We start from the raw sequence: 12,108 nt of genomic DNA on the forward strand, positions 1-12,108 counted from the left end.
CGATCCTTGTTGCTATTCATCACTTTAATTATTTCCTCACTTATGTTGTCAAAAGCTTCATTTTCATTTTCTATTCCAAGATAGCCTGCATATGCACTTATAACAATTCGTATTACTTCTGGGTGATAGTAAATTGACTCGACAGAATGAACAGCTAAGGTATAAACCCGCCGAGATAAAAGAGAGGAAATTTCACCTTGTGTTTTATTATCATTATCAACCAACCCATAGGCTTCAACCCACTGAAGGCTACGGTTAGATGCGATACCAACAACAGAAGCCTCAACATCCTTACAGCTTCCTTTTGGTATTACACTAAAATCATGAAATAAAGATGAATATATAGATAAATCAAGGCTATTTTGATCACCCTCTACAAAAAGGACCTTTCGCCTTGAGCCGAAGATGCTTTCTTTTATCTCTTCAGGTATGTCATCACTACCATCTAATACATCTAAAGTCCAAGATGATGGATCTTTCGAAACATACTCATAAGACCTAAGTAAAATAACTTTTGAATTGATAAAAAAAGACGGGAATAGAATTTCATGAGTCGAGATTAAAAATGAACAATCACTTCTTAAAGAGATTAGCTCACTAAGAAGAGGGAGTGTTATTACCTGATGTAGGTGTCTTTCAGGCTCATCCATAATGATGAGCGTACCAGGCTCTGACGTAAGAATGTCAGCGGCAATAAGCAACGCATTTTTCTCTCCATCAGACAACTCAGCAATACTGTATGCGACATCATCATTATAACTGCGGTTCTTAACAATGAAATTGTCATCTTTATCAACATGAATAGATATATCCATGTTTGATTTTTCTATCAGAGAATTAATTACTGCAAGAGGCGATTCAGGAGCTTTAAATTCCGGATCATTTAAAGTATTGCGTATCATACGCAGACTCTATATCTCTAGCTCTTCGATTAATGTGCCTTTTTAATTTTGCCACCACCATTCTGTTAGTACTTTCGCCTTGATATAACTTCCACCTAGAATCAACTAGCGTACGATAGTGTCTATTGCTTTGATTTAAATTCTCAATTTCACTAGCGGTCATATCAATAACTGATTCACTGAACCAATTCTGCCTGTGTGCACTTATAATTTTTACATGGTTATCTGGTAATTGCCTATGAAAATGATTAACTAGCGAAGATTTCCCTGAACCGTTTGATCCAATAAGGAAAACAACATCACCATTATCAATATCTACAGTTATGTTACCAACACCAGTTTTATTTAGTTGTAAAGACTTCAATTTAAAACCTCTCTATTCCTAATAGTAAGTCGCTCGACTGATATCTAAAGATAACCAAGGTTTCCCTAGCGATGGTCTTCCTCCTCCCTTGCTTCTGGTACCTGAACTTCGCGTCGTCAGTGATGTCTGGATCTTCGAGCCCTGGAATATGCCGCCCAGCCTGCAAAAACAGGCTGAACATCTGTCAGGCGTTACCTTTTGTCTGCCGCTGGTCGATTTTGCCGTAGCGCATCATGAGGCAAAGACTGCAATCTCCACAATCCGGCAGCGACACGGGCTGGCGCCGGCGCCGGGATTTCGCGAAAAATCTAACGGTCAGCACGTTAGGCGATCTGACGCAGGCGAAAAATCAGGCAATAAGAAGAATAAAGACACGAAACAGCTCGATTTATTCTGACAGCATGTCTGGTTTTCAGCACTTGATCATCTGGCCAGCCCGGCAAATGTCCGGCCATAAGGTGGCGGACATTCAATCCGCATGGACTTCCTGGCTGAGAATACGGGCGCGGCACACATCCAGAATCTCATCTGCCAGAGCGGAATTATCCGGGCAAGCACGGGACAGCACCAGGGCGCCGACAAGATGGGCAATGGTATCTATGAGGTCAGCGCGCGTTCTATTTTCATCTCCCAAAAGTGACAGTTGACATTCAATCCCTGCCGCAAATGTCGCCTTGATTGACTCAGACTGACGGGCTGTATCCGCGCCCAGTGCCGACATCACACAACCCTTTCCCATATCATCGCGATGCTGGCGGGAGAGGTAGTATTGAATAAATTTTTCCCGGTTCACACCTGCCGTGCTTTCTGCGGATCGCGTAAAACCGCAGCTCATTGCCTCCGCCATTAGATCAGCCTTAGAGCCAAAGTGCTTGTAGAACCCGCCGTGGGTTAAACCGGCCGCTGACATCAGTTCCGCGACACCCACGCCATCGTAACCGCGCGCACGAAAAAGTTCTGAGGCCGTTTCAACAATGCGCATTCGGTTTTCCCGAACCTGCTCTTTCGACACTTTCATGTTTTTCAATCCTCTAAAAATATAGGGGTAAGTATACATTGATGATGGTCATAATCAAAAGAATTGACTTTAATGATTATGATCATCATCATTAAGTTAAGACTTCAACCACCATTAAGCAGAGGGAATAAACATGACCAACCAACCATTATTTCAACCCTATGATCTTGGGACAATAACCCTTGCCAACCATATCGTGATGGCACCGCTGACGCGTAACCGTGCCGGAGCAGGTCTGGTTCCCGGCGAACTGGCAGCGACTTACTACGCCCAGCGTGCCACCGCAGGATTGTTGATTACCGAAGCCACGCAGATCTCAGCTCAGGCGCAGGGCTATCAGGATACGCCGGGGATCTATACGCAGGCTCAGATCGATGGCTGGCGCAAAGTGACTGACGCGGTGCATGCCAAAGGTGGGCGCATATTTGTACAGCTGTGGCACGTAGGACGAATTTCGCATGTCGATTTACAACCTGGTGGCGCTGCGCCGGTTGCTCCGTCCGCCATCCGTGCCGAGACTAAGACCTTTGTGAACAACGGATTTGCTGACGTCTCTGAGCCACGTGCGCTGGAGTTGCAGGAAATACCGGGGATTATCGACGATTTCAGAAAGGCATCTGCCAATGCCATTGCCGCCGGATTTGATGGCGTAGAGATCCACGGCGCGAATGGTTATCTGCTGGAACAGTTCCTTAAAGACGGCGCCAATCAGCGTACCGATGAGTACGGCGGCTCTGTCGAGAATCGGGCGCGCCTGCTGTTAGAAGTCACGGCGGCCGTTAAAGAGGAGATTGGTGCTGACCGCACCGGCGTGCGCATTTCACCGGTTTCGCCTGCTAATGCGATTTCGTGCAGTGATCCGCAGCCGCAATATGATTACGTCGCTGACCAACTTAGCGCATTAGGTATCGTGTACCTCCATGTGGTTGAAGGCGCTACGGGCGGCCCGCGTGATGTATCACCGTTCGATTACGACTCCCTGCGCCGGCGCTTTAAAAACACCTACATCGGTAACAACGGCTATGACCTGCCGCTGGCGACCGCTCAGCTTGCAGAAGGCAAAGCCGATCTGTTCGCGTTTGGTCGTCCGTTCATCGCCAACCCGGATCTGGTCGAAAGGCTGAAGACGGGCGCACCTCTGGCCTCACTCAATCCTGAAACACTTTATGGCGGTGGCGCAGCGGGATATACCGATTACCCGTCGCTGACTGAGGCCAGCAAGTAAAGCAGCAGGTGTCACGGTTCTGCCTGCATCGCACATTGCGAATTCTGTTTACACATTAATAAAGAAGATCAACTTATGACTAAAGCTTCAGTTCTTATTACAGGCGCATCCACGGGTATTGGTGCTGTTTACGCTGAACGGTTCGCCCGCCGGGGCCACGACCTGGTTCTGGTCGCGCGCGACAAAGCGAAGTTAGAGATACTGGCCGAGCGTCTGCGACAAGAAAATGATATTTCTGTCGATGTTCTGCCTGCTGACCTCACACAAACGGGTGATTTAGCCGCGGTCGAAGCTCGCCTGCGTGAAGACGCACAGATTGGCATTCTTATCAATAATGCGGGTATCGCGCAGTCCGGCAGTTTTACAGAGCAGACGCCCGATTCGATAGAAAGCCTTATCGCGCTTAACGTCACCGCCCTGACCAGACTTGCCAGTGCTGTGGCACCACGCTTTGTGCAAGCGGGTGAGGGATCGATCGTCAACATCAGTTCCATCGTAGGCCTGGCTCCCGAATTTGCCATGACGGTTTATGGCGCAACCAAAGCCTTTGTCCTTTTCTTGTCTCAGGGAATGAATGTAGAGCTGTCGGCTAAGGGCATTTATGTCCAGGCGGTGCTTCCTGCCGGCACTTACACGGAAATCTGGGAGCGTGCGGGTATCGATATCAGTAATTCGGCAAAATTCATGGAAGTGGGCGAGTTAGTGGATGCCGCACTGGTGGGCTTTGATCGCCGTGAACTCGTCACCATCCCGCCTTTACATAATGCAGCCCGCTGGGACACCCTCGATGCTTCGCGTCAGGCTCTGCTTTCAGATATCAAGCAAGATGAAGCCGCAGAGCGATATAAAGCACTTTAGTCAATAAGTTGCACTCTGCAGAACGGTCTTTTGGCTGTTCTGCAGAGAGGTAAATCCGACATAAATCCCTTACAGCGTGTCGTCTCATCTTTGATGAGAAACTTCAAACACATCATGAAGCCCTTATTCAGCAATGACAAAAAACGTGTAGCACTGGTTACAGGCGCTTCCTCAGGTATCGGCGAAGCGTCTAACGGGCAGATCCTGTTTGCAGTATTTATCGAGCTATTCCTGGGGATTGCCTTTGTACTCAGCAACAGATCCGCTAAGAAAAATTTCACGGACAAACGCGACAGGGTAAACGACAAATGAAGACTAAGACGATGAAAGCATTTACATTTAAATGCTATGGTAAATCTCCTGAATTGGGGTTCGATAACATAGATTATCCTTCACTCAACCCTGATGAAATGCTGGTTAAAGTTTACGCTGTGGGTTTGAACCCGATTGATAACATGATCCCAACCGGAATATTTAAGCCTGTTTTGCATTTTAAACTCCCCGCCACATTGGGCAGTGACTTGTCCGGGGTTGTTGTTGCCGTGGGGAGTCGCGTGACGCGTTTTACGCCAGGCGACGAAATCTTCGCCAGCATATTCGACAGGGGAACGGGAACTCTTGCCGAATTTGCGGTGGTGCCTGAAAGCGCCGCAGCCATGAAACCCGCAAACCTGGATTTCGTGCAGGCAGCCTCGCTCCCGATGGTGAGCCTCACCTCCTGGCAAGCGCTGACAGAGCGAGCCAGGTTGCGGCCTGGTCAGAAGGTTTTCATCCCGGCAGGTTCCGGGGGAATTGGCAGTTTTGCGATCCAACTGGCGAAGCACCTTGGCGCAAAGGTGGGAACGACAACAAGTTCAGGCAACGTCGGGTGGGTGAGTGGTCTTGGCGCAGACGAAGTGGTTGATTATAAAAAGCAAGAATTCGAAAAGGTGCTGAGTGGTTACGATATCGTTCTCGGCACTGTCAGAGGCGATTTAATTGAAAAATCCACCCAAATTCTAAAGTCTGGTGGAAAGATTGTTTCTCTCACCGGGCCGTTAGATACCGCGTTCGCACGGGCTCGGGGACTAAACTTCTTGCTGCGTTTTGTTTTCGGGCTGATGAGCCGCAAGATTATGCGCCTTGCGAAAAAACGGGGCCTGACCTATTCATTTCTCTTTGTCCGTCCTGATGGCAGTCAACTCACCCAAATCGGCAAACTCATAGAAGCGGAACAACTCAAGCCTGTGATCGACAAGGTGTTCCCCTTTGCAGAGGCGAAGGAGGCGCTTACCTACCTTGCTCAGGGACATGCGAAAGGAAAAGTGGTTGTTAAGATGCAGGAGTGATAACGAGTAAAATGTGAATCTGTTTAAAAGAAAATCGATAGAATCAATCTGCACTAATCTGGCGATATACCAGGGCCATTAAGGATAGCGTTGCGTCGACCAGTTGAACTCACAGCCAGAAGCAGACAAATGTACGCCACATAGTGACAAATAATACCACCCAGCTATCATGGCAATATGATGTCAATTAACGGATTATAAGATTATGATAAATATGGAAGTATGTACCCAAATTCATTACCCGATATTACTGAAGGTCTGGGAATCATCGGTACGTGCTACGCATGATTTTTTACAGGAACAGGATATTCAGGCGCTACGCCCCCTGATACTGCATACGTATCTTCCTGGTCTGACAATTATGTTCGCTCGTCTTAGCTGTGACAGTTCGATCGCGGGCTTTATAGGGGTAAGCGAAAACCGCATTGAAATGCTCTTTGTGGATGCAGATCAACGCGGAAAAGGCATCGGGAAATTACTCCTGCTACATGCTATCGACGAGCAGGGCGCTGATGAGCTCGACGTAAACGAACAGAATCCTCAGGCTGTTACCTTCTATAAAAAACACGGTTTTGAAACTGTGGGTCGTTCTGAAGTTGACGGCCAGGGCAGGCCATACCCTTTGTTGCATATGAAGCTACGGGGAACATAATCTTCCCATACAAAAGCTCATAGCCGCCCCTGATTGTAGCCGTGGGTAGATTTGTGCCAGTAACTGACATGTCCAATAACACGTTGTGTTAATCAATAAGGAACAAACACATACGTAGGCTTTCACTTCCTTCGTTCTACTCGTTCACTCAGACATTAGCCAAAATAAGGTTTCAACACTTCCTCAGTCCAATTCATAAAAGCCCTCACTCGTTGCGACAGATTGCGCCGGTGCGCGACGACGAAAGATGCATTTAGCGGCTTGGGCCGCAGATTGGGAAGGACTTCAACCAATGTGCCACATTTGATATGGGGTACGAGCGCTGAATAACCTCCCTGAATTAAACCCAAACCCGCCAGTCCTGCTTCGTGGTAGGCCGGTACGCTGTTGACCGTCATCGTGCCGGGTAACATCAGCGAATTGTAGCCATCACCTGACGGATATTCCCATCCGTCAGGTTTCGCGCCAAAATTTCGCATGTAATGAACCATCTTGTGTCCTTGATTAAGAAGATCATCAACCGTCTGTGGCACACCGAAGCGTTTCAGATAGCCTGGACTCGCCGCATTGATCATCCGTAATTTTCCCAGCGGCCGGGCAATCAGGGTCTCATCAACAATGGGGCCCAGACGAATTACGCAATCAAATCCTTCCAGAACCAGATCAACACGGCGGTCAGTACTTGAAAGCTCAAGTTCGAATTCCGGGTGAGCATCCAGTAGTTGCGGTAGTGCGGGAATAATGACGCTTTGTGCCAGAATAGCTGGCATATCAACACGTAAACGCCCTCGCAGTGACATTCCGCCAGGTGAAAACATTGACTGCAGTTCGTCTGCTTCCGCCAGCAGGTCTCGTGCACGCGAATAAAAAATGCGGCCATCTTCGGTCAACTGCACAGTCCGCGTGGTGCGGTGCAATAGCGTAGCGCCTACGTCATGTTCGAGCTCGCGCACTACCATTGAAGCACGCCCTTTCTGAATACCAAGGCTTTCAGCTGCCTGGGTAAAACTCCTCATTTCTGCCACGCGCGCGAAAATGATCAGTGCCTCAAGATTTTTCATTGTTCCTCTTTAAGATAACAGTGCGTTAATTTTTAGGTTATTTATGGCTACTGTAATACTTAATAGACTGTCTTCACACCGCGTTATCCAGCGCAGACATTTGCTGAAGGCAATTATCATGACTCAAACCCTTTCAATGATTAAATCTGTAGTCGTCTATCACTCTGGCTATGGGCATACAGAACGGATGAGGTAAGCGCTCTGCCTCCTTATTATCCGGGATGGATGATTGAGCATCAGGACGCTCCTCGCTGCCAGGCATCCTCCAGCCCTCAGAAACTGAATGTGATTAAAACGTTGTAAAAACCCCTATCCCGTTGCTTGCATGTTTGCCTGTAGAACTGCATTGCGCTGGAATAAACCACGTCTAACAAAAGAGATAAAGAAATGAATAAAGGTTATTTGATCGCGCATGTCACCGTATCGGACGCTGTTGCCTACGCCGAATATGCCAAGGCTGCCGGAGAAGCAATGCAGGCGTTCAGTCCTAAGATTATTGCCTGGTCTGGGCAGTATGAAAACCTTGAGGGAGAATCACATGAACGGCACGTCGTTTTTGAGTTTGCATCTTTTGCCGAGGCCAAGCGTTTTTACGAGAGTCCTGAATATCAGGCAGCCAGAGCAATACGTACAGGTGCTGCGACCGGAACTTTTGTGCTGGTTGAGGGAGGGGCTTAATTTTAGGCGTAATGCATTTTAATGCATTAAAAAGAAAAGATAACACCGCAATAGCACTAAGGGCCTGACCTTAGTGCTATTGCGGTTATACATGCAACCATCCGCCAGTGTTGGGGCACCTCCTTGTTAATAAAACATCAAGTCATTGGTTCTTATTAATATTATTAAACCTGAATAAGATAGGTTCACTAATTGTTCGGGGCTGTCTGATGCATCATAGGTAATGAAACTGCCGATCAGTGTCGAATCTAGCAATATAGATACGGTAGTTTATCGTTACTCACCTGATTCCGTGGGGGGGTAGGAAACTAACACTAAAAAATTTTCGTCACTCTACAATATCAAACGAGATTTGTGCAGTATTGATTAAATCGCGAGGTTATGTGACGGTATTTTTAATCGGCTGAGTATAATAGATTGCGTAATTTTTTTTGGACGAAATCACTAAAAACACCCTCGAGTCATGGGTTCACGCGGGCATACGCACTACCACAAACGTTCAGGACTATTGCGTGGATTAATATCCTGTTTCAGTTACTGTTTCCTTTGAGTTTGGCATTTTCACCTACGGTTGTCGCATCTTCTTCGTATACTTCGCAAGTCAATACGGTTGCAGAATCTTATATTTTGCAGACCGGTAAAAACATTAATACTGTCGCCAAGTTAGGGGATGAAATTGATGTTTCCGGTAAGCTGCCTTCGTTATCCATTAGTGATGAAAATTATTCACCTGCTGATATTCACATAAATAATAAGCTGGCCGGTTATGCCCAGACCGGTGCTGTCGCATTATCTAATGGCAATGCAGTAAAATCTGGTGAGCGCATGCTCAACTCAGCTGCCAACAATGAATTAAACAACTCCACGCAGCAGTGGCTGAGCCAGTTTGGTACCGCCCGGGTACAAATGAATGTTAATGAAGATTTTAAGCTGGATGGCAGTATGGTCGATGTACTGGTTCCACTTTATGATAATCAGAAATCCCTGCTTTTTACCCAATTGGGTGCCCGAAATAAAGACGATCGTAACACCGTTAACGTTGGTGCTGGAGTGCGTACTTTCCAGAATAGCTGGATGTATGGGGCTAATGCGTTTTTTGATAATGATGTTACAGGCAAAAACCGGCGGGTTGGGGTAGGCGCAGAGGCTTGGACCGACTACCTGAAGTTCTCGGGTAACAGTTACTTCGGTACCACCGATTGGCATCATTCACGGGATTTTGCTGACTATAAAGAACGGCCTGCCAACGGCTATGATGTGCGGGCAGAAACTTATTTACCCTCTCATCCCCAACTTGGCGGCAAGGTCATGTATGAAAAATACCGTGGTGATGATGTGGCCTTGTTTGGCAAAGATAACCGTCAGAAAAACCCCTATGCCATTACTGCGGGTGTAAATTACACCCCTATACCATTAGTGACTATTGGGGCTGAACATCGCGCCGGTAAAGGCAGTAAAAACGACAGCAACATTAACTTCCAGCTAAATTACCGACTGGGTGAATCTTGGCAATCTCATATCAGTCCATCGGCCGTGGCAGCAACGCGCACTTTGGCGGGTAGTCGTTATGATTTAGTCGAGCGTAACAACAATATTGTGCTGAATTATCAGGAACAGAAGGTGATACAGCTGATCCTTCCGGCTATGATAAGCGGTGAGGGGGGGACAAGCGTTCCATTGAGTGCAGAGGTATCCACCCGGCATGGTCTTGAGCGTATTGAGTGGGACAGTTCTGCCTTGATAGCGGCAGGAGGTTCTCTCACACCGGTATCTGCGCACGCTGTTGTAGTAGGATTACCCTCGCATCGGCTAACGCGGAGTGGTAGTAATGCCCACACGTTAAGTGCAGTGGCTCATGACATCCAAGGTAATGTGTCATTACGTGCGACAGTGCAGATCACTGTTATGCCTAGTACTGTTGCAGCAGTGAACCTGACGGCGACTACCGATAATGAGGTTGCCAATGGCATTGCCACCAATGCGGTGAAAGCAATAGTGACGGATGCGGGTAACAATCTTGTACCGGGCCAGGTGGTGACATTTACCGCCAGCAACGGGGCGAACGTGACGACGGTAATTGGTACTACTGGCGTGGACGGGGTTGCTACGGCGACACTGACCAATATGACGAGTGGAATAAGCGCGGTCACCGCCACGGTGAACGGCAGTAGTCAGACGGTCGACACCACTTTTGTGGCGGACGGCAGCACCGCGGAAATCACTGCAACCAACCTGACGGCGACTGCCAATAATGAGGTTGCCAATGGCATTGCCACCAATGCGGTGAAAGCGATAGTGACGGATGCGGGCAATAACCTTGTACCGGGCCAGGTGGTGACATTTACCGCCAGCAACGGGGCGAACGTGACGACGGTGATTGGTACTACTGGCGTGGACGGGGTTGCTACGGCGACACTGACTAATACTGACTCGGGGATTAGCGTGGTCACCGCCACGGTGAACGGCAGCAGCCAGACGGTGGACACTACCTTTGTGGCGGACGGCAGCACCGCAAAAATCACCGCAGCCAAGGTGACTGCCGATAGAAAGGTGGCCAACGGCACGGCCACCAATGCGGTGGTAGTGATAGTGACGGATGCCGGTAACAATCCTGTCGCAGGCCAGGTGGTGGCATTTACCGCCAGCAACGGGGCGAAAGTGACGGCAGTCATTGGTACCACCGGCGTGGACGGGGTTGCCACGGCGACACTGACCAATATGACGAGTGGAATAAGCGCGGTCACCGCCACGGTGAACGGCAGTAGTCAGACGGTCGACACCACTTTTGTGGCGGACGCCAGCACCGCAGAAATCACCGCAGCTAACCTGACGGCGACTACTGATAACGAGGTCGCCAATGGCATTGCCACCAATGCGGTGAAAGCGATAGTGACGGATGCGGGCAATAACCTTGTACCGGGCCAGGTGGTGACATTTACTGCCAGCAACGGGGCGATAGTGACGACGGTGATTGGTACTACTGGCGTGGACGGGGTTGCCACGGCGACACTGACTAATACTGCGCCGGGAGTCAGTGTGGTCACCGCCACGGTGAACGGCAGCAACCAGACGGTCAGCACCACCTTTGTGGAGGATGCGATGTTTACCGGAATAGCCGTCAACGGCCATGTGTTCACGGTAAGCGATGAATTTCCAAAAACAGGTTTTACCGCGGCTACCTTCATACTAAATATGAACAGAAATGCGAGCGACTTCACCTGGAGTTCCAACCAGCCAGGGGCCGTAAGCGTCAATGGTGACGGTCAAGTGAAGCTCAACAGCAAACCTACGGGGCCAGTGACCATTACGGCGACACCCAAGGATGGAGGAAGTCCACTAAGCTACACATTTGCTGTGCAGAAATGGTTTATACATAACAATAGCACAATGGCTGTTTGGTCAGATGCTGTGAGGTTCTGTAGTCTACAGCTGGCGTCTCAGCCATCACGCACCGACTTGAGTTCTACCAACTACTCATTTGGTACCCGTTTGGTGGGTTCATTGTTCGATGAATGGGGGCGAATGGATAACTACACTGGTTCCGGTTTTATCGGCACCCTCTACTGGACGGGCGACACTCCTGACCCCAGCACAGGCTTCCACTACCTTGGCGACTCGATCGCGGGCGTTACCAACAGCTACAGTGACGCCGATATTCCTAGGCATGTAATGTGTCGTCGATAGAGTCTTGAGTTTTTAAATTTGGTTTTGCTTCTCTGGTATTCCCCCGCGTTTAGTGGGGGAAAGGTCAGTGGCTTTGTGGCGCTAAGACCCCGTCGGGTAACATGCTGTTTTTTTGATGATGTTATCCGACCATGTCTCTGATAAGAAAAACCTGCACTATCTTGTAGATATCATCGCTCAGTATGTTCGTTATTCGCTGGCTTACGCCCTTGTGTCACTCAATTCCATAGATGGCAAAGGGATGGGGTATTATGTATGCCCCATGCGCCGGTTACATCGCTGTAATACACCATCGATTAGGCGTGATATTGCAGATGTAAACCTGATAACTACAGTTG

11 protein-coding genes and 2 pseudogenes are annotated in these 12,108 nt (G+C 48.6%); 9 read left to right on the top strand and 4 right to left on the bottom strand.

Annotated features, from left to right (window positions below):
• On the bottom strand, window positions 1-902 hold a 902-nt coding region (locus V2A85_RS05905), incomplete at its 3' end, for an AAA family ATPase (RefSeq protein ID WP_420071049.1).
• Window positions 880-1,266, bottom strand: coding sequence for an ATP-binding cassette domain-containing protein (locus V2A85_RS05910; protein WP_372558887.1), 387 nt, complete (start codon window positions 1,264-1,266; stop codon window positions 880-882). The genes V2A85_RS05910 and V2A85_RS05905, both read right to left, overlap by 23 nt.
• Window positions 1,267-1,354: 88 nt before the next feature.
• On the opposite strand from V2A85_RS05910, the gene V2A85_RS05915 reads away from it, so the two are divergent.
• The gene (locus V2A85_RS05915) at window positions 1,355-1,663 is read left to right on the top strand and encodes a hypothetical protein (protein ID WP_420071050.1); all 309 of its coding nucleotides are present in this window, start codon (window positions 1,355-1,357) and stop codon (window positions 1,661-1,663) included.
• 72 nt (window positions 1,664-1,735) lie between these two features.
• Here V2A85_RS05915 and V2A85_RS05920 read toward each other — a convergent pair whose 3' ends face one another.
• The gene (locus V2A85_RS05920; RefSeq protein WP_420071051.1) at window positions 1,736-2,284 is read right to left on the bottom strand and encodes a TetR/AcrR family transcriptional regulator; all 549 of its coding nucleotides are present in this window, start codon (window positions 2,282-2,284) and stop codon (window positions 1,736-1,738) included.
• A 133-nt stretch (window positions 2,285-2,417) separates the two neighbouring features.
• Here V2A85_RS05920 and V2A85_RS05925 point away from each other — a divergent pair, with 133 nt between their 5' ends.
• The 5 genes and pseudogenes from V2A85_RS05925 (at window position 2,418) to V2A85_RS05945 (ending at window position 6,347) form a co-directional block, all read left to right on the top strand.
• Window positions 2,418-3,509 carry an alkene reductase gene (locus V2A85_RS05925; RefSeq protein ID WP_420071052.1) on the top strand — a complete coding sequence of 364 codons (1,092 nt, stop codon included), beginning with the start codon at window positions 2,418-2,420 and terminating at the stop codon, window positions 3,507-3,509.
• Window positions 3,510-3,584: 75 nt separating this feature from the next.
• Window positions 3,585-4,367 (top strand): SDR family NAD(P)-dependent oxidoreductase, encoded by a 783-nt coding sequence (locus V2A85_RS05930; RefSeq protein ID WP_420071053.1) that lies wholly within the window; start codon window positions 3,585-3,587, stop codon window positions 4,365-4,367.
• Between the two features lie 15 nt (window positions 4,368-4,382).
• Window positions 4,383-4,586 (top strand): annotated as a pseudogene (locus tag V2A85_RS05935) (short-chain dehydrogenase/reductase); the annotation flags it as partial.
• Between the two features lie 89 nt (window positions 4,587-4,675).
• Complete coding sequence (locus V2A85_RS05940) at window positions 4,676-5,695, top strand: NADP-dependent oxidoreductase (RefSeq protein WP_420071054.1); 1,020 nt, start codon at window positions 4,676-4,678, stop codon at window positions 5,693-5,695.
• A gap of 205 nt (window positions 5,696-5,900) precedes the next feature.
• Window positions 5,901-6,347, top strand: coding sequence for an acetyltransferase (locus V2A85_RS05945; protein ID WP_420071055.1), 447 nt, complete (start codon window positions 5,901-5,903; stop codon window positions 6,345-6,347).
• A gap of 155 nt (window positions 6,348-6,502) precedes the next feature.
• Here the strand turns inward: V2A85_RS05945 and V2A85_RS05950 are convergent, their stop codons facing one another.
• Window positions 6,503-7,408: a LysR family transcriptional regulator gene (locus tag V2A85_RS05950; protein ID WP_420071056.1), complete on the bottom strand. Its 906-nt coding sequence runs from the start codon at window positions 7,406-7,408 to the stop codon at window positions 6,503-6,505.
• A gap of 387 nt (window positions 7,409-7,795) precedes the next feature.
• Here V2A85_RS05950 and V2A85_RS05955 point away from each other — a divergent pair, with 387 nt between their 5' ends.
• The 3 genes and pseudogenes from V2A85_RS05955 to V2A85_RS05965 form a co-directional block, all read left to right on the top strand.
• Window positions 7,796-8,086, top strand: coding sequence for a DUF1330 domain-containing protein (locus V2A85_RS05955; protein ID WP_420071057.1), 291 nt, complete (start codon window positions 7,796-7,798; stop codon window positions 8,084-8,086).
• Window positions 8,087-8,713: 627 nt separating this feature from the next.
• Complete coding sequence (locus tag V2A85_RS05960) at window positions 8,714-11,770, top strand: inverse autotransporter beta domain-containing protein (protein ID WP_420071058.1); 3,057 nt, start codon at window positions 8,714-8,716, stop codon at window positions 11,768-11,770.
• Between the two features lie 238 nt (window positions 11,771-12,008).
• Window positions 12,009-12,099 (top strand): annotated as a pseudogene (locus V2A85_RS05965) (hypothetical protein); the annotation flags it as partial.
• Window positions 12,100-12,108 lie beyond the last annotated feature (9 nt).

It is taken from the genome of Yersinia sp. 1252 StPb PI (assembly GCF_048593885.1).
Classification (GTDB): domain Bacteria; phylum Pseudomonadota; class Gammaproteobacteria; order Enterobacterales; family Enterobacteriaceae; genus Yersinia; species Yersinia enterocolitica_E.

Coding starts and splice junctions, on each gene's coding strand:
- V2A85_RS05920 (WP_420071051.1), bottom strand. CDS start 2,284: ATGAAAGTGTCGAAAGAGCAGGTTCGGGAAAACCGAATGCGCATTGTT.
- V2A85_RS05925 (WP_420071052.1), top strand. CDS start 2,418: ATGACCAACCAACCATTATTTCAACCCTATGATCTTGGGACAATAACC.
- V2A85_RS05930 (WP_420071053.1), top strand. CDS start 3,585: ATGACTAAAGCTTCAGTTCTTATTACAGGCGCATCCACGGGTATTGGT.
- V2A85_RS05940 (WP_420071054.1), top strand. CDS start 4,676: ATGAAGACTAAGACGATGAAAGCATTTACATTTAAATGCTATGGTAAA.
- V2A85_RS05945 (WP_420071055.1), top strand. CDS start 5,901: ATGATAAATATGGAAGTATGTACCCAAATTCATTACCCGATATTACTG.
- V2A85_RS05950 (WP_420071056.1), bottom strand. CDS start 7,408: ATGAAAAATCTTGAGGCACTGATCATTTTCGCGCGCGTGGCAGAAATG.
- V2A85_RS05955 (WP_420071057.1), top strand. CDS start 7,796: ATGAATAAAGGTTATTTGATCGCGCATGTCACCGTATCGGACGCTGTT.